Below are 20,975 nucleotides of genomic sequence, written 5' to 3' on the forward strand. Positions count from 1 at the left end.
CAATCCAGCAGTAATAACCTCGACACGGTAGCGAATATTGAAGCCAACGGCACGGTAATCGGCAGTTACGCGGCTGATCTTGGGGCATTTGATGTAACGGGCCTTACGGCCAGCACGGCCTATCACTTTAATGTCATTGTGAAGGACGAATCGGGTAATAAGACCGCCTATACGTCGAAACAAGTCACCACAGACGCAGCGCCTACGTTTACGATAAACGCTATCGATAACCATTCTGTCGTGGCGTTGATGGTTGGATATGCAACGGGTACCCAAGAAACCAAGACGATCACGGTATCTCGAACAGGAACCGGGAATTTGACTGACTTGAGGGCAGCATTAAGTGGTACGAATGCAAGCGATTTTATTATAGCCCAGCCGAATGAAACAATTTTGAGTAGTACAGTACCGTCTACAACCTTTACAGTAAAGGCACATGACGGCTTAGCAGTAGGAACGTACAACGCAACTGTAACTGTATCGGCGGACCATATGACCGACGAGACGTTTACGGTCACCCAGGTTGTGTATGCAGTTGAACCTACTATGATTGTATCCGCATTATCTGGTGACGGTTATGTAGACATTACTTGGAAATCTGTTGGGATGGAAGGATACAAGGTATTTCAGTCTACGGTGTCTGGTTCCTACGGATCCGCTGAAGATACGGTTGGGGGTTCTGTTTACAGTTCCAAAATCACTGGACTCGTGAATGGCACAACGTATTTCTTTGTAGTCCGCTCCACTCATGGGGGCATTGAAAGTCAAGCTTCAAATGAAGTTAGCCGTATACCGCAGGTGACCGCACCTGTTGCTCCGGTTCTGCAATCTGCAGTTGCAGGAGACGGGCATGTAAATTTGCGTTGGAATTCTGTAGTCGGTTCAAAAGAATATCGAATATATAGCAGTAACACGAATGGTTCTTACAATGCGCCATTGGCAACGGTCAGCGGGTCAGTGTATGCCTATGATGCTGTGGGTTTGGTTAACGGTATGACTTATTATTTTGCAATAAAAGCATCGAATCCAGGAGGAGATAGCGCAGCTTCGAATGAACTAAGTGCTGTTCCCCAAGTTGCATCGCCATCCGTTCCATCTATATCTTCAGCTGCAGCAGGTAATAGACAGGTAAGGCTAACTTGGACTGGAGTAGCAGGTACAACAGGGTATAAGATATACAAAAGTACAGTTGCTGGAACCTATGCAGCAGAAACAACAACTGTTAGCGGCTCCGTATACAGTTATGAAGTTCCAGGTCTGATCAATGGAACAACCTACTATTTTATAGTTAAAGCAACAAATCCAGGAGGAGATAGCGCAGCTTCCAATGAGGCCAGTGCCACTCCGAAGACCGTGCCGGCAGCACCCACTGGAGTTGAGGCATCAGGAGGCAATACACATGCAACAGTGAGCTTTATAGCACCAGCTGATAATGGTGGAAGTGAAATAACAGGTTACGAAGCCATTGCATTACCGGGTAATATCTCGCTTAGCGGCACTTCAAGTCCGATTACATTTACAGGATTATCGAATGGAACAACATATACCTTTAAGGTAAAAGCTGTTAATAGCGCAGGCAGCAGTGAGTCTTCCGCGGCTTCAAACGAAGTCACACCAAGATCATTTTCAAACAACGGCAATAGTGGTAGTAGTGGCGCAGCGGCACAACTGACAACAGGGGTTGACGTGCTGTTTAATGGCAAACAAGAGCAGATAGGAACTGCAACAACAAGAATAGTGGATGGGCAAACAGTAACGACAATTACTTTTGATCCCAAGAAGTTGGTAGAAAGGCTTGCTGCGGAGGATCAGAAAGCCGTGATCACGATACCTGTGAGTACAGCTTCCGATGTTGTCATCGGAGAGTTTGACGGACAAATGGTCAGAAGCATGGAACAAAATCAAGCCGTAGTTGTCATACAAACAGACAGCGCTTCTTACACATTGCCAGCCCAGCAAATCGATATCAATTCGATCATTGGAACATTTGGAAAGAACTCAGCACTCCAGGACATTAAGATTCAGATCATGATTGCTAAACCAACAGCGGATACACTAAAAATCGTTGAAGATGCAGCTCAAAAAGGCGGGTTTACTGTAGTTGTACCGCCACTCAATTTTATAATAAAAGCTACTTATGAGGGTACAACCATTGAAGTGTCCCAGTTCAACGTATATGTGGAAAGGACAATTGCCATTCCAGATGGCGTTGATCCTAAACATATAACAACTGGTATTGTTGTTGATCCTGACGGAAGCGTCCGTCATGTTCCCACCCGGATTGTCGTTGTTGCAAATAAGCAATTTGCTAAGGTAAACAGCTTGACCAACAGTACGTACGCAATTGTATGGCATCCAGTTACTTTTAAGGATCTCGAAAACCACTGGGCAAAAGAGGCTGTCAACGATATGGGATCCAGAATGGTTATCAACGGGGTAAGTAATGACACCTTTGCGCCAGATCAAAACATAACACGTGCTGAATTTGCAGCTATGATCGTTCGCGCATTGGGACTGAAAGCAGATAACGGCTTGAGCCCGTTTAAGGATGTTCAATCAAGCGCATGGTATAACGGTTATGTGAACACAGCGTTGAATGGCAGTATTGTTACTGGATTTGATAATGGTACATTTGCTCCAGAAGATAAGATTACCAGAGAACAGGCCATGATGATGATTGCCAATGCGATGAAAATAACCGGTCTTCAGGTTAATCTTCAAGCACAAGAGGCTGGACAATTGCTGAGTAAATTTGACGACGGCAATCTTGCAGCGGAATGGGCGAGGGCTAGTATCGCAAATTGCTTGGATGCGGGAATTGTTACTGGCAGGAACGGTAATCAGCTTGAGCCCAAAGAGTCTATCTCAAGAGCGGAGGTTGCAATCCTTGTTCAGAGACTTTTACAAAAATCTGGACTGATCTAAACTAACAGCCAGTATATAAGGTCGTGTCAGGTTATTGCTGAATATTCATTCATCTTTCCACTATGGCAAAATTCAACTTTCAATTAGCTTCGCCATACTTCCACCATGTTCAGGAGCTTTCTACTCTGACATAATATGGTTAACCAGAACAGGGAGTGGTGTTATTCCCACCCTTATAGGAGGAATTGGCATGTTTCATAAAACGGTGACGCTGCAACCTTTTGTTGATATTTCGGTGCATACCGAGGGATACGAGATGGTCTCAGCTCAGTTCGGCGGCGATAACTGCGTATATGTCCTGCTGATTAACCAGATCCCGGAACGGGAACGTGGGATGTTCGTCCCATCGGCTCTGAAGCAAACGTATACCTACAAGGTACTGATAGTAGAAGATCAATGTATCGATGAAGTAGTGATTGGGGGTCAGCATTTTAATTATCATTATGTCCAACCGCTTCGTAGACATCTGCTGTTGGTCGGAGCGCGCTGCTCTTATTATGGTGCAGACAAATATGATCTGAATGCCAAAGTGTGTGATTATAAAGGACGTACCATTCGTGAGTTCCTGCTTGGAGACGGGATTCAGAGTGTTCAAGTGACGGAGAAAGGTACCATCTGGACCAGCTATTTCGACGAAGGCGTTTTCGGAAATAACGGTTGGGATCAACCTGTCGGCGCGCACGGCCTTCTAGCCTGGGATGAGCATGGCAACAAAATATACGAAGATAATGTCGCGGATATTGCCGATTGTTATGCATTGAATGTTGTCCATGAGGAGGAGGTCTGGTTTTATTATTATACAGACTTCTTGCTGGGTTGCATCACAGGAGGACCCGGTCAGGCCAAGGTCAGTTTTATGAATCCTGAGATTTCCGGATCGGCTGGGTTCTGTACCGATGGTTGTCACTTCTTGTTCGACGGTGGTTACGGAAAAAGTGGAGACTACATTATCAAGAAAAATGAAAAAGCGGCGAGCTTGACCAAAGGGCACAAGGTACATTTTCTGAATGAAAAAGCCGAGCCACTTGCACCGCTTACGCAAGATTTTCGAGAAGATCGTGTGCTATTCAGTAAAAATAATTTGTTATACCAGGTATCGATTAAAGAATTGGTTTGATGATGCTTGAACAATCCGATTGCGACCGATGAGGAATCATAGTGAAGAGGCCTTCGTTGGACGAGGTTTTGGGGGCTGTGACAGGTTGAGAAATAGTGACCTGCTGCAGCCCTCGTTGGGTCATTCTACAAACAGCCTGCAAACAAGAACCGGCGACTCCGAGCGTATAAGCCAAGGCACTGATGTATGGATATGGAAAATGAAGTCGTTTAGTACTGCCCCCGCTCCAAGTTATCTACATATTCCTTGGCTTCTTTGAGGCCGAGACCACTAGCTTTTTTGAACTCTTTAATTGCCTGAATCCTTTTTCCTGAAGCAAGCAGCAAGCGCAATCTCTCATCAAGATTTGAAGAGGGCGGTGTATTAAGGTTTGGCTTGGAGGATCCGTATACTTTCGGCCCGATGTTAGGCCCTTGCAGATCCGATTTTATTTCATTAAGCTGTCTCTGCAAGCTGAACACTTTCAGCAGAAGCAAGAGAGACAAGGCTAAAGCGCTGAGGGCAATAATTTCCACAGTCTCCATTTGAAATCTCCCCTTCCCATATGATAGTTCATTATAGCACAATCACTATTATGGGCAGTAGAGTCTACGGATGTTCATCGGCCCGCGAGGCACCGGTACGGAGATTACTTTGATAGCAGAAAATGTTTGATTTATATAAGAGGACAAGAACATAACCCTATTCTCGAGCGAAGTTGAACTCATTTAATTATTCAGTTAAGCTAGTATAGGCCAAGAATTATCTCCCTCGTTCTCCGTGATTGCCGGGCATGTGAAGAGATAAAAGCAAAATTATAACGCCACTACAAGCCCTCGCAACAGCAATAATGTGATAAATGGCTTAGTAATCCGAGCAGGAAGTGGATAAAGAACGACTGACGTTAACCTTTATCAATAGCAACGATTTTAATTGAATGCAATCGATTCCGGTTACCAAGTTGAAAAGTTCAACCGCTAATTTCTAGATTGAGCTTTTTTTCTATGATAATTTTGGAGTTTTTTTCACTTGATAATATTAGAAATAAGTTCAATTTTGAGGATAATTGTCTAGTGTTTGATGGAAAACTTTAAGGGCAAACAATCCAAAAGAAAGAAGTGTTAAACAATGAATGTAGAAATGGTTATGCAGGAGCTTGAAGCTCTCGGCAAGGAACGAACTAAGAAAATTTACGGATCGAATGGCGCGCACGAACCGCTTTTTGGCGTGGCTACAGGTGATATGAAGCCCATTGCCAAGAAAATTAAAAAAAATCAACTTTTGGCTGAGCAGCTATACACCACAGGGAACTACGACGCAATGTACTTTGCCGGCATAATTGCAGACCCAAAAGCAATGACTGAAGTGGATTTTGAGCGTTGGATGGATATGGCTTATTTTTATATGCTGTCCGATTATGTGGTTGCAGTAACCTTGTCAGAAACAGATATTGCACAAGAAGTTGCCGATAAATGGATCGCAAGCAGCGAAGAACTGAGAATGTCAGCGGGCTGGAGTTGTTACTGCTGGCTCTTGGGTAATCGCCCGGACGGTGAATTTTCTGAAAGCAAAATTGCCAATATGCTTGAAATTGTGGAAAATACGATTCACGATTCTCCCGAACGAACTAAATACGCTATGAATAATTTTATTTACACAGTGGGGGTATCCTATTTGCCACTCCATGATAAGGCGGTCGAGACCGCAAAGGCAGTAGGCCCAGTAGAAGTTAAACGGGACAAGACAAAAAGCAGTTTCCTACTCGCTTCCGAAAATATTCAAAAGGCAGTAGATAAAGGGCAACTTGGTTTCAAAAGCAAACATGTTAGGTGCTAGACTATAATGGGTTCCTTCCTTTCTTAAATGGCCCCGATATGCCACTAATGTAGCAATGAACGTATTGGATAATCCGTCACCATCCCATAAAAAACTCGCAGCACACATTGACCAGTATGTACGATGAGTAACCATATAAACCTGAAGGATGAGCATAATGATCATCCTTATTTTTATGTCTTTAGATAAAAAAGAAATCCTACAAGTCATTCTCCGGAATGACTATTTGCGGGAAGCCTTATGGATATGTCTTACTAGCCGGAGACGATCCCGATTTTCCGTTTTTGGGTTTGCTTCCTTTTTCGGATTCATTTTTGCTTATAGTTTCCATGTACTATTTTTAAATCTTAAACCTGGTTTTCAGGGTTTCTTATCGACATAACCCACCAAAATTTGAGACCAGCGCCTTTTGCCACATTTTATAAGAATGTCTATAATACTAGTATCCTGTGGGTAATAGGTTAGGTCATGTTGCGAGTGTTACTCTATAAACCTCCGATCGATCGGTGACTCTGGTTTTCATGAATTCATTTATTTATCCATGGCCGGACCGTCGTCAAGGGAGACGTCCCATTCGTACGAGGCCGGCTTTCAAAGGAGGCGACCGTAGTGAATACGATCTGGTCCATTCGAACCGGAATTCGGGATTTCCTTGAGGTCATCTATCGAACTTGCCAAGCATGGATTGGGAAATATCCGTTTATTAAAACGGCGTATACGGTTTTTTCCTGGTTGTCGCTAATCATGTTTGCTTTAAGCTTGGTTTTCGTTAAAGAATCGCGCACCATGATGGTTCAATATTTATGGTCGTTTTATGTGCTGCTGCAATTTTGGTTTCTGTGCCGAAGCAAAACGATGCCGTGGAAGCCGATCGTTCTGTTCGTTCTGGCAGGCGTTTTTCTTGTCGTACCGTTCACGACGCTTACGGTGAATGCTCTCCACGTGCTTTTCAGCGGAAAAACATCCGACCTTTGGTCCATTGCTGTGATCACGCCGATTTTCGAAGAATTGTGGAAGCTCCTTCCGCTAGGTATATTTCTGTTGTTTTCACGTAGAGCTTCCGCCTTGAGTTTAAGCGATTACACGCTTATCGGTGCGGCAACCGGCGTGGGCTTCCAACTGATGGAGGAGCTTTCCCGAAGATGGCTAAGTTCCGGCATTCTTGCGAAAAAGTTCGGCTACAGCTTTACGATGCTGGGCGGCGAAACTATCCATTGGGACTTTTTCTCGCTGTTCCCGGGGCGCTTCGAAGAAAGTCTGTTTCCGACGCTGATGACCGTCGGTCATCCCGTACATACCGCCATGATAGCGCTTGCGTGCGGGATAGCGTATCGGCTACGGACAAGACTGACGAAATGGGTTTTTCTGTTCCCGGTAATTATTTTGCTTTGGTCCATCCTGGATCACGCGGCCTATAACGGCCAACACAAGCTGCCAGGTTGGGTGTTCCGGCTTCATGATTGGACCGGCAGCGGTTATAAAACTCAGCCGACCTTCCTTTTAATGCTGGCCACATCGCTTTTTGCCGATTACTGGTCGCTGAACAAAATACGAAACCGCCTTCCGGCGCTGCCGAACGAGCCGCTTTTTAATCCGATTAACGAGCTGTGGAATATGGCCCGCTCTTTTTGTCTGGACCGGGGAAAATTCATATATTGGCTCAGCTTTTACCGAGAACGCAGGGAGCTTGGATTTCATTTGCTCTACGGGAACGAGGAAGCTACCGACCGCAAGGCGGTTGTCCAGGCTCGGGTGAAAGCTCTTTGCCAGACGCTGACCGTACTTACGTTGATTCTTCTCGTGACCAGTCTGTTCGCAGGCATCGGGGCTTATACGGGTGGAGGGGAAACAGCATGTTTCGCCTGCATGTTCGATTCGCTGCAAGATTGGTGGGATCGGCTGGAATGGTATGAACAGGGCGCGCTCTTGCTCGGGGCCCTTGCCTTGTCGCTGCTGTTCGTCGGATTCTGGCCGGCTTTAGGCATTGGGATGTCGGCGGTGGGAATCGCTGGAAGCGGACATGAGATTGCCGGTTATATCCGCGATCCAAAGAAGCTCCTGACTCCCGAAAATATGCTTTCTGTGGCTATAGGCATTGCACTAAGCCGAATCCCATTCGGCAAAGCGCTACGATGGGTGGGGGAGAAAGGACGCCGTTATGTGCGCAAGCTTCTGGATAGGCTCGGTTCCCGGAAGCCGGATGTCGACGTCCCGGTTAAACCGAAACCTCCGAAGAATGACGGCAAAAGCCCGGACAAGCATCCGGACGATCCCAAGAAGCCGGATGACGATACGTCGAATAAAGCCGATGAAGGGACGGGGGAGCTTAAAACCGAAGAGGTTATTGCTCCACAAAGTGGTAAAGCGATTAAGGTTTATACAGATGGAAATACGATAATACCAGTTGATAAAATTGAGAAATATTTGAGAGGCAAGGTCAACGTTAATATTCAAGAATTGACAAAAGAACTTCGAGATTTAAAGCAATTAAGACAGACCCAAAGAAAGGTATTTGATGCAGACCCTCAAAACGCCGAACGTATTAAAAGACTTGAAAAAATGAAACATAATTTTGACCGTTCGGATGATATGAGACAAAAACTTGAGTCGATAGGACTTAGTGATACAATAGAGAATAATCAGTCCATTGCAAAACATTTATTAGAAGTAGGTAAGCAGGTAAACCCTGAAAATACACTGGATTTCCCGAGTATATTAGAAGGTCCCAATGGGAGACTCAAGGTATTAACAACATGGAAAATGGTTGATGGACAACCATATTTATCAACAATAAAGTTAATCCCAACAACTATTTAGTTATGGAGGTGTATGATGGAAAACAATGAGCAAATAGCAAAAGCAACGGCATTGGACAGAATAGTTAATTACGAGACGTATATTTCCAGTATGAATAATGCCCAATTAATTGCGATTGTTATCAGTTTAGAGAATTTTGAAGAAGCCGCTTCTGCTTTAACAGAACTATCTATAAGGGATAAGGAAAAAGCAACACCTTTCTGCTCTAAGATACTGGAAGAAAACTTGGGGGATGAGTTTCTCCAAGCGGTTGCATTTAATTTGCTTTATGAAGGTGACCATGAAAAGGCTATGGAGATCATTTGCAAAAATGTATCAAGTGCTCCTGCGGCATTATTAGGGGCAATAATGGACAATTTATCTACGGATAGTTTACAACCATTTGGACAGACACTTTCATCAGGGCTTCTAAATTCAATTGTAGACAGATATTTAGAATTGAGTAATGCTGACAAGAAACGTATTCTTGAGAATTATGAATGGTTTCAGGAATCCTATGAAGACAAACTTTTGTAATTAGTAGCAGCAAACAACAACCGTTGAGTTCAATTGAGAAGAAACTAAGAGAAGCGGAAACGGAAAGTTCTTGTTAAGTCATATGAACTGTTTTACAATGAAGCTATTCAGATCGGTGTTTCCGAAGCGTACCCTGTTTGGTTCTTATGAACATCATCAATTCAATTGAAAGAGGTACATATGCAGATTAATCATCAAGCCAGGATACCTAACGATTCCAATAAAACTGCTGATGCGAACTCACCAGAAACGTTTGAGATGCAGTCACGTAGTGGTCTTCAATTATCTGCTGATGCAATGGTACAACGACCGATGAACGTGAATTCGATGGATTCACGTCAATTGTTACAGCTGCAGCGTACGATTGGTAATCGTGCTGTTGGTGAGCTTTTCAAGCAAAATGCCAGCAGGTCTGCTGAAAAATCGGAGACACCGAACGAGACACTGATCCAGCAGCCAGTAAATCAATCAGCTTCAACTCCTCCTATACAAAGAAAAGTGTACATCAAAAATAGAGTCTTCAGTGGTTTCAGAAACAAAACGAAAACCAGTCACGGTAGTGTGGGTGAGGGTGAGCGAAATGTTAGTAACATGATGAGTGATTTTCCATCCCGATATTTTAATAGTAAAGATGAGATGAAGCAGTATGCAGGAAAATCGACTGAAAAGGTGGGTTATGTTAAAAAGAAGGGTACTTGGGTTCGTCTCCCTAATAAGCTGCTTGTGCTTGGTGAAGAGCATGCGGCAGTTAATCTTTCAGATATCACAGCAGCAGTAGGTACCGATAAATATATGCATGAAGGCTTTACTGAATATCCAGCGGAGGCAGCAAGTAACCCCGAATTAACGAATGATATGCGGGCACGGGACGCAGTCATCAATCAAAAGTTTAAAGGGGCTGAAGGAGAAAGAAGTCACAGGGCCGAGAGCTTTTATCCGAAAATATTAAGGGCATTAAGTGGAGTTAGTGTAGATGAAAAAAACTATCAGATTCAAGGATCGACTGCGGAATTAGCTTATTTGGTAATGGGTATTCATTTTGCTTCAAGTGCAGACGAAGAATCCAATCTCTTTCAAACTTATATGCTTCATAAAGAGATGTGGGATCAAACCGCTACAGCTATTTCGTCGCAGGAAAGTTCAGAAGCCGCAGTCACGCAAGAGATGAGGAAAGAAGCCAGTAGTGCTTTGTTTAAAAATTTTTATCGAGATCTGACTGCCTATGCTGAAGAGAAAATACTACAAGAGCAGGAGTCTGCGCCTGAGAAAGACAAAGCCTCCTTCGAAGAAAAATGGCATCTTGCGAGTAAGGATTACAGTCAGGACGGGGAATCACCGATGATGAAGGCTGAGAAGGCGAGAGATTTCTCGATGTTCCAGCATATTAAAAAAGCGAAAAATGAGGGGTACCTGTTATACGGTCTCGGCGAGCTTCATAGGCAGCGTTTAAAGGAATTACTAGACAAGGAAGGCATCGCTAATAAAAATATTGATACGTTTATTAGTGAGCAGGACACGAATCATCCTCAAAGATAAAATAAAGCTCACAACGCGGTAGATATTACCTTGTAGTGAGCTTTATTTCCGCACCCAACGTGGAACACATATGGTAAAATAAGGGTATATCGGCATCGTTCAACGGACAGTTTAACTGGAACAAGCATTATCATTGGAATTAACATCATGAACAAGGAGGAAGAGCCAGGATGCTTTACGATTTACAAGGTGAAACCAATATGTCACCTATTGTGGGAATATTATATTCCGCTGTGGTAGAGAATAGCCAACGACTACAATTAATCACGGAAGGTATGTCGCAAGAAGAAGTAGATTACCAAGGTCCAAATAACAACTTTAATAGTACCGCTCAGTTAATAAAACATATTATGTATGTTGATCTGAATTGGGTTTATAGAATGAAAGGGCAGCCACTACCTCTTTCTTTAAAAGAGCAATATGGCCCCATGATAGATGCAAATAATAGGCTTCCGATGGTCAAAGGACAGTCTTTGAACACACTTATGTCTAAATATGAAGATGTAATAAAAATGTTGAAAGATTCATGTACACAATTAACAGATACTGACCTGGATACAATTGTGACTTTTGGACATGAAAATGAAAAGCAAGCAACCCTTCGCTGGGGCCTATGGCATATGGCTGACCATAGCCGCTATCATCAGGCTCAAATTAATCAGCTTAGAAAGTGGTATATCGAATATTGTCTGTCACATTAAAGGGCCAAATGTTCAATAGTGAATTTGTTCTTTATTACGTTTAAGCTCAGCTGCCGGGATCGTGTCGGCAGCTATTTTTTATACTTCACATCGGTTAACGCTAAGCTAGCTAGTGGGTAGTTACGGCCACAGAATGGTGAGGCTACGATTCGCCTACCGTCGTCCAGCGCAAATAAAGTCATATCAGTGTAAATTAGCATAATGCTTGGCGTTCCCTTAATTCGTATTCTAAATAGGAAAACATCAAACATATAAAGGGAGGTCTTTACATGAAAAAAGGTTTAACAGCTTTGGTAGCGATTACAACATCTGTAGCACTTCTAAGTGCATGCGCGGACAGCATACCAAAGGAAGCTGCCCAAAAGAAGGAAGCAAGCAGCGACGATCAAGTAACGGCAGCGGGCGTATTCCCGATCACGAAAGAAAAGACGACGCTCAAGGTCATGGTCAAAGGCTCCAGCATTGTCGAAAACTTTGCAACTAACGAGTTCACCAAGTGGCTGGAGGAGAAAACGAACATTCATATCGATTGGGAAGTCGCTCCGGAAAAAACATTCGCAGAGAAGCTTAACGTTTCACTCGCGAGCGGCGATTATCCGGATGTGTTGCTTAATATGAGCGTATCGCCAATTCAGCAGTCGATTTACGGTAAGGATGGCGTGTTTATTTCGCTGAACCCGTTTATTGATAAATATGGCGTGGAAATGAAAAAGATGTTCGGGCAGGTTTCCTATGTAAAAGATTTGATTACGATGCCTGACGGCAATATCTATTCGGTACCTCAGGTTAATGACTGCTACCACTGCTCGCTTGGCCAAAAGATGTGGATTTATCAACCATGGCTAGACAAGCTCGGATTAAAAATGCCAGAAACGACTGATGAGTTTTATCAAGTACTCAAAGCTTTTAAAGAAAAAGATCCGAACGGGAACGGCAAGGCAGATGAGATCCCACTTGTCGGCGCTACCAACGGCCCATCCTCGACGTTAGATCTCTTCTTAACCAGTGCTTTTATTGAAAAGGATTTCAACTTGAAATATGTAAAGGATGGAAAGGTTCAAGTCGCCTACAATCAACCGGAGTGGAAGGAAGCATTGAAGTATATGAGCAAGCTGTATGCGGAAGGCTTGATTTCCCCGCAAACGTTTACACAGGATAGAAACCAACTGAAACAAATGGGCTTGAATCCGGAAATTCCGATCACCGGAGTTATTGCTTCGCAAAACCAAACGGTGTTTGTCGATGTCGATAACCCGAGATTCAAAGACTACATTTCCGTACCACCACTCAAAGGGCCGGCAGGTATACGTTCAACTGCATATAATCCGTATGCCGTCTCTACAGGTCAATTCGTCATCACCAATAGGGCTAAAAATCCTGCAGCCGCATTCCGTATGGCCGACCTGCTACTTTCGGAAGAAGCAACACTGCGCAGCACGCAGGGCCGTCCTGATCAGGAGTGGGTGCGTCCGGCGCAAGGAGAGCTTGGAGTTAACGGGAAGCAAGCGGTATGGAAACCGATTGCCACGTTTGGCAAGCTGCAGAACATACACTGGGCGCAGTCGGGGCCGTCGCTGCGAACAAACGAGTTGCGCTTAAGCGTGGCAGCAGATCCGAAAAACTCACTTGAACTTATTTTGTATAATGAAACTAAAAAATACGAGCCGTTTGAGATCGACCCGAGCAAAATTGTGCCACCAGTGTTCTTCACCAACGAACAAGCGGAGGAGCTTGCTAACCTTGAGAAGACGCTCACAGATTACAGAACCGAGTTTTTTGCGAAAACGGTTACAGGCTCGCTGGACGTCGAGAAGGATTGGAACAATTATTTGGCCACCTTGGACAAAATGAACATCAAACGCTACCTGGAAATTTATCAACAAGCCTATACACAGTATAAATCGAAAAAGTAATTGAGATAATTGCCACGAACCATCAAACCTGCTATGGAGTCAATTGCAACGTGAGAGTGAGGTACAAGATGAAAGAGAAGAGCATAAAGAAGCTTTCAGCCAAAAGAACGAATGTCGTATTTATTATAGCGGACGATCATCGTGGTGAAGCCATTCAAGCGTTCGGCAATGAAACGGTGCAGACGCCAGTATTGGATTCCCTCGTCGCCAGCGGCACATCTTGCCGTAACACGCATATATTCGGAGGCTTAACCGGAGCCCTTTGCGCGCCGAGCAGAGCGTGCGTGAATACGGGCATACCAATTTTTCGGGCGATGATCGGCAGAGACATGATGAACCGAGAGCATTCGAGCGTTATTCGTTCAGATGTTCGGCTCATGCCGCAAACGATGCGCGAAGCTGGATATCAAACTCACGCGGTCGGCAAATGGCATAACGACAAGGCAAGCTTCGCCCGAAGTTTTGAAGGAGGGGATAAGCTATATTTTCACGGAATGAGCGAGCATACCCAGGTTCCCGTGTACGATTATGATCCGACCGGGGCTTATCCGAAGGAACAGGAATATATTGAAACTACTTTCTCGACGGAGTTGTTCACGGACGCCGCCGTCAACTTTATTGAGGATTACCGGGAGGATCGGCCGTTTTTCCTGTATGTGGCTTACACCGCGCCGCATGATCCCCGAACCGCTCCGGAGCCTTATGCAAGTATGTACGACAAAGCCAATATTCCGCTACCTCCGAACTTTGTGCGGGAGCATCCATTCGATACCGGCGATATGACGTGTCGGGACGAGAAACTCGCACAATGGCCGAGGGAAGAGGGCGAGATTCGTGAGCATATTGCCGATTACTATGCGATGATAAGCCATTTGGACGCGCAAATCGGTAGAGTCGTCGAAGCGCTGAAGGCTAAGGGCATCTATGACGACACGCTCATCGTGTATACAGCGGACCATGGCTTGGCGGTTGGGCAACATGGACTGATGGGCAAACAGAACGTTTACGAGCATAGTGTGCGCATTCCGCTTATATTCCGGGGGCCAGGTGTGCCGGAGGGCAAGCAGGAGCTTGCGCTCGCAAGCAATATCGATATTTTTCCTACAGTTGCCGGGATGTGCGACGTCGACCTGCCTGAGGAAACGGAAGGCATAAGTCTGTGTCCAATCTTTGCAGGGGAAAGCGATGGCGTTCGCGGTATCGTGTGCTCGGTATATCGAGATGTCCAGCGGATGGTAACGGATGGCCGATGGAAGCTGATTCGTTATTATCGGTCGCCAGTAACGAACACAGGAACGGAACGAATCCAGTTGTTTGATCTACTAAACGATCCTTGGGAAACACAAGATTTGTCGACAGATCCGTCAAATGCCGTACACATCGAACGGCTTGCCTCCGGCTTGGCTTCATGGATGCAAGCATGCAGCGATATTTTGCAGGATAAACCGGTGATTCCTGTTACATCGTAGATTGAAGTAAATAATAGCACTCAAATAACGATAGAAAGGTGAATTGAAGAATGCAAACCATTGAAATCAATGAAGAGTGGTTTCGGGGTGCTGTTTCAATAGAAAAGAATGATATCGGACTTCGGCCATGGCGATTGCCACATGGTCAGCTCAGCTTATTTGCATCTCAATTAGTAGAGAAGGCAGGGGAAACAGCGGGCGTTAGAGTTGCTTTTATGAGCGATTCCACCTCGGTGGAGCTGCATGTCGCTATGACGGATAAAGATATATGGTTTGATATCGTTATTGAAGATGAATTAGTCGATACCAAGACTCTTATTGCAGGAGCAGAAATTTGTTTATTTACAAACTTACCAGACAGCATGAAGAGGGTAGAAATTTATTTTTCCCAAAAGGCTGTTGTCATTGTGAAGGCACTTAAAGTCGATGATGTGGCATCAGTCACTCCCTTGCCAAAAAATCAACCGCGGTGGGTTGCATACGGTAGCTCCATTACACAATGCAGCGCAGCTGAAAGTCCGGCTCAAACTTGGCCAGCAATCGTAGCACGCAACAAAGGTTGGGACCTGACCTGTATGGGATTTGGTGGACAATGTCATTTGGAACCCATGGTTGCTCGCGTCATCCGTGACCTTCCCGCTGACGTTATTACCATGTGCCTCGGTATTAATGTGATGGGTGGCAATAGTTTAAATATCCGGACGTTTCGTTCTGCAATTATTGGCATGGTATCGATCGTTCGGGAGAAGCATCGCTACACGCCCCTATTTTTGTTTTCTCCTATTTATTGTCCTCACAGGGAATCAGACGAAAACTTAGTAGGGATGACCTTGGTTACAATGAGGAAAGAAATCCAGGAAGCGGTGAATATTCTAACTTCTTACGGGGATTCAAATCTTACTTATGTAGACGGTTTGGATATTTTTGGAGAAGCGTTTGTTGACAAACTACCAGACCAACTGCATCCGAACGCTGAAGGATATAAAATTATGGCTAATCATATACTGGATAAATTGAATATTTAACTAGAGCGTGTCCGCTTTAACATTAAAAATAATTAGTATATTATGGTTAAAATAGTAAATTAATATAAAAAAGGATGAATGCGCTTCATCCTTTTTTTGTTGTACTAAAGAGTACGTATGGGAAATCTACTGATGATTTTGTCATCCATGTAGAATGATATATCCTCAGGCTATAACTAGATATAGTTTAATCCAGTTACGTTATATCTGGAAATCTATGATATGTTTTCTATAACAAATTGTAGAGGAGTTTTTATAGATGGTGAAGAGTAGTGCTTTAGGATACCCGCGTATTGGTGCGGATCGGGAATGGAAGAAAGCGCTCGAAGCTTTCTGGTCAGGCAAGCTTGAGGAAGCAGAGTTTCACCGCCAGCTGCAGGACATCCGATTGAATCATTTGCGTAAACAGCATGAGAAGGGTATCGATTTGATCCCGGTTAATGATTTCAGCTATTACGACCATGTATTGGATACAGCTGCTATGTTCGGTATTATTCCGAAACGTTTTTCTTATGAAGGCGGCGTTGTGCCTTTGTCTGTCTACTATGGGATGGCTCGCGGGACGAAGGATGCTACAGCAAGTGAAATGACCAAGTGGTTTAACACCAACTATCACTATATTGTACCTGAATTGGCTGATGCATCGCCGGTGCTTACCGAAAATAAGCCCCTTACAGCTTATCGGGAAGCTAAGGAAAAGCTTGGGATTGAAGGCAAACCGGTTATCGTTGGACCATTGACCTTCCTGAAATTGTCAAAAGGTTACAGCCAATCGGAGTTTGATTCCTGGCTGGATCAGTTGTTACCGCTCTATGTGCAGGTTCTCCAGGAGTTGGCTGCAGAAGGGGTGCAATGGGTACAAATCGATGAGCCTGTTCTCGTGACGAAGCTAAGCGTTCCTGACATCCAGCGGTTGAAGACTATCTATGAGACGTTTGCTGCATCCGTGCCTAATCTGAACATCATACTGCAAACCTACTTTGAATCTGTCGACCAATACAGTGAAATCGTCGCGTTGCCAGTCAAAGGAATTGGGCTTGATTTCGCACATGGTCTATCCGGCAATCTATCTTCGATTAAAACGCTCGGGTTTCCAGCTGACAAGGTTTTGGGTGCAGGTGTCATCGACGGTCGCGGTATCTGGAAAGCGTCACTTCGGGGCAAACTGGGACTACTGGAAGAACTCACTGAACTCGTTACAGCCGATCGCCTCATTGTGCAGTCATCGTGCAGCTTGCTTCATGTTCCAGTAACAACAGAACGTGAGACTAAGCTCTCAACTGAACTGAAGAATGCTCTCGCATTTGCGGATGAAAAGCTTAACGAATTGGTCCTTTTAACAAAAGCTATCGCTGTGGGCAGCGACGGAGTGAAAGATGAACTGGATCACAGTGACCGTGTTATTCAGGCACTTCAGCAGTCAGAAGAGCGCAATCGCAGCGATATCCAGCAAGCCGTAGCTGCTGTCAATTCTCAAAAGCCTGAGCGCAGCCTGCCTTTCGCCGAGCGTTATGCCGCTCAACAAGCAAAATGGCAACTACCACTTTTTCCGACAACGACAATCGGCAGCTTTCCACAATCTGCTGAGGTGAGAAAAGCACGGCAATTGTGGCGCAAGGGTGAATGGAGCCAAGAGCAGTATGCTGGCTTTATCCGGGAACAAATCAATATCTGGATCAAGCTTCAAGAGGAAATTGGTCTGGATGTACTGGTGCACGGGGAGTTTGAACGAACGGATATGGTCGAGTTTTTCGGCGAAAAGCTTGCAGGCTTTGCATTTACACAAAACGGATGGGTCCAATCCTACGGTTCCCGTTGCGTTAAACCTCCGGTTATATTCGGGGATGTAGCGTTCATCGGTGAAATGACTGTGGAAGAAACCAAATATGCCCAGTCGCAAACTGAGCATCCAGTTAAAGGGATGCTGACCGGTCCTATTACGATCATGAATTGGTCATTTGTCCGCGAAGACATACCGCGCGAGCAAATTGCCTACCAATTGGCGTATGCGCTGAGACAAGAAGTGGAAGCACTTGAGCAGGCGGGCATTGGTATGATTCAGGTCGACGAGCCTGCAGTTCGCGAAGGGCTGCCGCTTAAGGAAGCTGAGCAAGCCAACTATTTGGAGTGGGCAGTCAAATCTTTCCGTATAGCCACCTGCACCGTACAGGAAACAACACAAATCCATACGCATATGTGCTATTGCGAATTCCATGACATGATTGATTCGATAGAAGCGATGGATGCCGATGTTATTTCCATTGAAACATCCCGCAGCCACGGCGAACTGATTCACAGTTTCGAGCTAAACACTTACAAGCTTGGAATCGGCTTAGGTGTATACGATATCCATAGCCCACGTATTCCTAGCGTGGAGGAAATGACCAGCATGATCGAACGTGCTTTGCGGGTATTGGATCCTAAGCTGTTCTGGATTAATCCAGACTGCGGACTTAAAACCCGTGGGCTTCAAGAGACGGTTGATTCCTTGCGAAACATGGTAGATGCGACGAAGATTGCCCGTGCGCAACATGCCGCACTCGTATAATTTTAGTATATAGATAGAACACAAGGTTACAGTGGTTACAAAAGCACGTACGCAGCAGGCTTTGACCGGGTGCGTATGTGCTACGGGTATGAGCTACTGAACCACGAGAGAGCACATATTCATATCACCGTACGCCTGGGCAAAGTGTTTGATCTTAGGATCGAATGCTTTTTTATTTTATAAGGGGGAATACTCGTAAGGGCTAGACTCCTACAAAGGCTTGTAATCCGACATAGATTAAAAGGTTAACAAGCAATAGAAGCGGAGGGTAGGATATGAAGCATGAACCAACCATCATCATTGATTTTAATCAGAAAAGAATGAAATTTGAGAAGCCTCTGCAGATTTGGCAAACCCACAAATTGGAGGAGATCAGTGGGATTTTTGAGAAGGTACAGGAGGCTATCGATGGGCAGTTCTATGTGGCCGGTTATGTCTCATATGAGTGCGCACCCGCTTTTGAGAGGCATTTTAGCGTGTGTGAACCTGATGCAGAGATTCCTTTAGTGTGGTTTGGTGTTTATGAGAGGCCAGTAGAAGAGGTCGACATAGCGCCGAAGGGGGTGTACTCCGTTTCAGACTGGAGTGCAGGTACGAACCGTGTGGAGTATACAAACAACATTGAAAGCATTCATGCGGCGATTGCTCGTGGAGAGACGTACCAAGTCAACTATTCCACGCGTTTGAAGGCAAGGTTTACTGGAGATGATTTTGCCTACTACGAAGATTTGCGAGATGTCCAAACTAATTATTCTGCATATTTAAATGTGGGGCGCTATCGGATCTTATCGGTTTCACCAGAGCTTTTCTTCCACTGGAATGGAGAGCACATTCGTACCAAGCCAATGAAAGGTACCCTTCCCATAACGGGCAGCAAACAAACTTTGTTCGAATCTGAGAAGAACCGCACTGAGAATGTGATGATTGTGGATCTCCTTCGGAACGATCTAGGTCGGATTGCTAAGACAGGTACCATTAAGGTTCCACATCTATTTGAAATCGAGGAATATCCTACTTTGTACCAAATGACATCGACCGTAGAAGCCAATACAAAACCTGGGGTCACCCTGTTCGATGTATTCCAGGCCATGTTCCCATGTGGTTCTATAACCGGGGCACCCAAAATTTCTACCATGAAGATCATCTCATACTTGGAAAAGGAGCCACGCCATATTTATTGCGGTTCCATTGGGCTCGCTGTACCGGGCGAGGGCATCACGTTTAACGTGGCCATCCGCACAGTTCTTGTAGATACGCATACGCAGCTGGCTGTGTATGGAGTAGGAGGAGGGATTACCTGGGATTCAACAGCTGAGGACGAGTATGATGAGATGAGAACGAAATCCAGAGTGTTGACATATCGGCATGAGCGGTCTGGAAGTCAAACATAAGCATAAGTAATGGCTGTCTTTAACAAAAAGTAAGTTGGTGGTAACAATGAATTATGAGTTTCTTGGTGCTTTGCCCAATCAAAATATAATATTAACGAAGAAAAGTTTAATTGAAGAAGCTAATTGTGTGCTGATCTTCGCTTTCTATAAAGGTAAATTGGTTCTTGTTAAACATCATTGTCGCGGTTGGGAACTACCTGGAGGAAATAGGGAGGAAGGCGAATCTGTTACACAAACGGTTATCAGAGAGATGTATGAAGAGACTGGTGGAGAACTCGATTCGATTGAAAGGATTGGACAATATTTAATTTTTGAACAGGCTCGTCTAGTATTTGTGAAAAATATCTATATCTCAAAGGTGAGTGTCCTTAGGGAGTTGCCGAGCGGATTTGAAACCAATGGGGTCATGCTGCTAGATACAATTCCAAAGCAGTTAGAATTTATGAATGACCCCACATTTAGTCCATTAATGAAAGACAATGTATTCTTGATTGTGTCCGATTGGATTAAGGATCATCATTTTGCTCAAAAGTGAAGCGTTTTGTTACACAGATCCAGCCAACGCTCACGCGTCGCAGGATCTGTGTATTCGAGATGACAAATGAGGGCTTCCAAGTCTTCAATAGTGAAATTTTGAATGAAAGAGGTTATGATTCGTTCGTCTTCCACATGGGACAAAAAATGAATCAATTCGTAACGCATTGTAGTCCTCCTTGTCGTATTTCGACTTGTTATAAACCCGGAGAAAAAAAGAAATTAGCACAATTAACTAATTAAAAAGGTGTCCTCCCCAGAACGAGCATAGGGGAAGACACCTTCATTTTGCTAAATGATGGATCGTCTAACACCTCCCTATTTCCCGTAGGTTTAACAGCGCTGTTGAAACAGGCAGGTCTCCTGGCTATAGGTCTCATCGTCACCAGCAGCCTTCCCGGTTGAAACTCAACCAGTGGCGTCTTGCGGTGACTCAACCATGACAGTGGCGGGACCGCGTCGGTTTTACACCGAACTTCCCTTTTAAGCTTGCCTGTACACGCTTGCAGCAGGTAAGCACCTATTTCCAATATTCAATTACGAATGTCTAATACCCATCATATCCCAACTCGTGGAGGCACACAAAGATTCCGTAATTCTTATATTATTAGGAAATAAAGTAATTTATTTATAATTATTGTAATTGTGATGACATCAGGAAAATACAT

Annotated in this window: 15 protein-coding genes and 1 riboswitch; of the genes, 13 read left to right on the plus strand and 2 right to left on the minus strand. The window is 44.6% G+C overall.

The features are described 5' to 3' along the window. On the plus strand, positions 1–2,925 hold a 2,925-nt coding region (locus BK127_RS26670), incomplete at its 5' end, for an S-layer homology domain-containing protein (RefSeq protein WP_076234705.1). A gap of 190 nt (positions 2,926–3,115) precedes the next feature. Continuing rightward, complete coding sequence (locus BK127_RS26675) at positions 3,116–4,042, plus strand: hypothetical protein (protein ID WP_076234708.1); 927 nt, start codon at positions 3,116–3,118, stop codon at positions 4,040–4,042. A gap of 209 nt (positions 4,043–4,251) precedes the next feature. Here the strand turns inward: BK127_RS26675 and BK127_RS26680 are convergent, their stop codons facing one another. Next, on the minus strand, positions 4,252–4,566 hold the full coding sequence (locus BK127_RS26680; RefSeq protein ID WP_076234711.1) for a ribosomal protein L7/L12: 315 nt from the start codon (positions 4,564–4,566) through the stop codon (positions 4,252–4,254). Positions 4,567–5,149: 583 nt separating this feature from the next. Here BK127_RS26680 and BK127_RS26685 point away from each other — a divergent pair. The 11 genes from BK127_RS26685 (at position 5,150) to BK127_RS26735 (ending at position 20,308) form a co-directional block, all read left to right on the plus strand. Further along, a complete protein-coding gene (locus BK127_RS26685) occupies positions 5,150–5,857 on the plus strand; it encodes a DNA alkylation repair protein (protein WP_076234713.1) in 708 nt (235 codons plus the stop codon). Positions 5,858–6,466: 609 nt separating this feature from the next. Beyond that, positions 6,467–8,674 (plus strand): PrsW family glutamic-type intramembrane protease, encoded by a 2,208-nt coding sequence (locus BK127_RS26690; RefSeq protein ID WP_256711462.1) that lies wholly within the window; start codon positions 6,467–6,469, stop codon positions 8,672–8,674. A gap of 15 nt (positions 8,675–8,689) precedes the next feature. Then, positions 8,690–9,190 (plus strand): hypothetical protein, encoded by a 501-nt coding sequence (locus tag BK127_RS26695; protein WP_076234716.1) that lies wholly within the window; start codon positions 8,690–8,692, stop codon positions 9,188–9,190. Positions 9,191–9,370: 180 nt separating this feature from the next. Further along, a complete protein-coding gene (locus tag BK127_RS26700) occupies positions 9,371–10,726 on the plus strand; it encodes a hypothetical protein (protein WP_076234719.1) in 1,356 nt (451 codons plus the stop codon). Positions 10,727–10,896: 170 nt separating this feature from the next. Next, positions 10,897–11,427 carry a DinB family protein gene (locus BK127_RS26705; RefSeq protein WP_076234722.1) on the plus strand — a complete coding sequence of 177 codons (531 nt, stop codon included), beginning with the start codon at positions 10,897–10,899 and terminating at the stop codon, positions 11,425–11,427. A gap of 269 nt (positions 11,428–11,696) precedes the next feature. Further along, on the plus strand, positions 11,697–13,340 hold the full coding sequence (locus BK127_RS26710; protein WP_076234724.1) for an ABC transporter substrate-binding protein: 1,644 nt from the start codon (positions 11,697–11,699) through the stop codon (positions 13,338–13,340). Positions 13,341–13,408: 68 nt separating this feature from the next. Next, positions 13,409–14,809, plus strand: coding sequence for a sulfatase family protein (locus BK127_RS26715; RefSeq protein WP_256711463.1), 1,401 nt, complete (start codon positions 13,409–13,411; stop codon positions 14,807–14,809). Between the two features lie 50 nt (positions 14,810–14,859). Further along, the gene (locus BK127_RS26720; RefSeq protein WP_076234726.1) at positions 14,860–15,834 is read left to right on the plus strand and encodes an SGNH/GDSL hydrolase family protein; all 975 of its coding nucleotides are present in this window, start codon (positions 14,860–14,862) and stop codon (positions 15,832–15,834) included. A gap of 259 nt (positions 15,835–16,093) precedes the next feature. Then, positions 16,094–18,382, plus strand: coding sequence for a 5-methyltetrahydropteroyltriglutamate--homocysteine S-methyltransferase (gene metE / locus BK127_RS26725; protein WP_076234729.1), 2,289 nt, complete (start codon positions 16,094–16,096; stop codon positions 18,380–18,382). Between the two features lie 275 nt (positions 18,383–18,657). Beyond that, entirely contained in the window at positions 18,658–19,773 is a 1,116-nt protein-coding gene (pabB, locus tag BK127_RS26730) for an aminodeoxychorismate synthase component I (RefSeq protein ID WP_076234731.1), read from the plus strand. A 46-nt stretch (positions 19,774–19,819) separates the two neighbouring features. Then, positions 19,820–20,308 (plus strand): NUDIX domain-containing protein, encoded by a 489-nt coding sequence (locus BK127_RS26735; protein WP_076234734.1) that lies wholly within the window; start codon positions 19,820–19,822, stop codon positions 20,306–20,308. On the opposite strand, the gene BK127_RS43905 is transcribed toward BK127_RS26735, so the two are convergent. Then, positions 20,299–20,475, minus strand: coding sequence for a hypothetical protein (locus BK127_RS43905; protein ID WP_179097610.1), 177 nt, complete (start codon positions 20,473–20,475; stop codon positions 20,299–20,301). The two genes, BK127_RS26735 and BK127_RS43905, sit on opposite strands and share 10 nt — an antisense overlap. 168 nt (positions 20,476–20,643) lie before the next feature. After that, positions 20,644–20,846: riboswitch (cobalamin riboswitch) on the minus strand. Positions 20,847–20,975 lie beyond the last annotated feature (129 nt).

This window comes from Paenibacillus sp. FSL H7-0331 (assembly GCF_001956045.1).

What these genes read in the sequence shown, in the direction of transcription:
- BK127_RS26675 (WP_076234708.1), top strand. Translation starts at nt 3,116, where the DNA reads ATGTTTCATAAAACGGTGACGCTGCAACCTTTTGTTGATATTTCGGTG.
- BK127_RS26680 (WP_076234711.1), bottom strand. Translation starts at nt 4,566, where the DNA reads ATGGAGACTGTGGAAATTATTGCCCTCAGCGCTTTAGCCTTGTCTCTC.
- BK127_RS26685 (WP_076234713.1), top strand. Translation starts at nt 5,150, where the DNA reads ATGAATGTAGAAATGGTTATGCAGGAGCTTGAAGCTCTCGGCAAGGAA.
- BK127_RS26695 (WP_076234716.1), top strand. Translation starts at nt 8,690, where the DNA reads ATGGAAAACAATGAGCAAATAGCAAAAGCAACGGCATTGGACAGAATA.
- BK127_RS26700 (WP_076234719.1), top strand. Translation starts at nt 9,371, where the DNA reads ATGCAGATTAATCATCAAGCCAGGATACCTAACGATTCCAATAAAACT.
- BK127_RS26705 (WP_076234722.1), top strand. Translation starts at nt 10,897, where the DNA reads ATGCTTTACGATTTACAAGGTGAAACCAATATGTCACCTATTGTGGGA.
- BK127_RS26710 (WP_076234724.1), top strand. Translation starts at nt 11,697, where the DNA reads ATGAAAAAAGGTTTAACAGCTTTGGTAGCGATTACAACATCTGTAGCA.
- BK127_RS26715 (WP_256711463.1), top strand. Translation starts at nt 13,409, where the DNA reads ATGAAAGAGAAGAGCATAAAGAAGCTTTCAGCCAAAAGAACGAATGTC.
- BK127_RS26720 (WP_076234726.1), top strand. Translation starts at nt 14,860, where the DNA reads ATGCAAACCATTGAAATCAATGAAGAGTGGTTTCGGGGTGCTGTTTCA.
- metE (WP_076234729.1), top strand. Translation starts at nt 16,094, where the DNA reads ATGGTGAAGAGTAGTGCTTTAGGATACCCGCGTATTGGTGCGGATCGG.
- pabB (WP_076234731.1), top strand. Translation starts at nt 18,658, where the DNA reads ATGAAGCATGAACCAACCATCATCATTGATTTTAATCAGAAAAGAATG.
- BK127_RS26735 (WP_076234734.1), top strand. Translation starts at nt 19,820, where the DNA reads ATGAATTATGAGTTTCTTGGTGCTTTGCCCAATCAAAATATAATATTA.
- BK127_RS43905 (WP_179097610.1), bottom strand. Translation starts at nt 20,475, where the DNA reads ATGCGTTACGAATTGATTCATTTTTTGTCCCATGTGGAAGACGAACGA.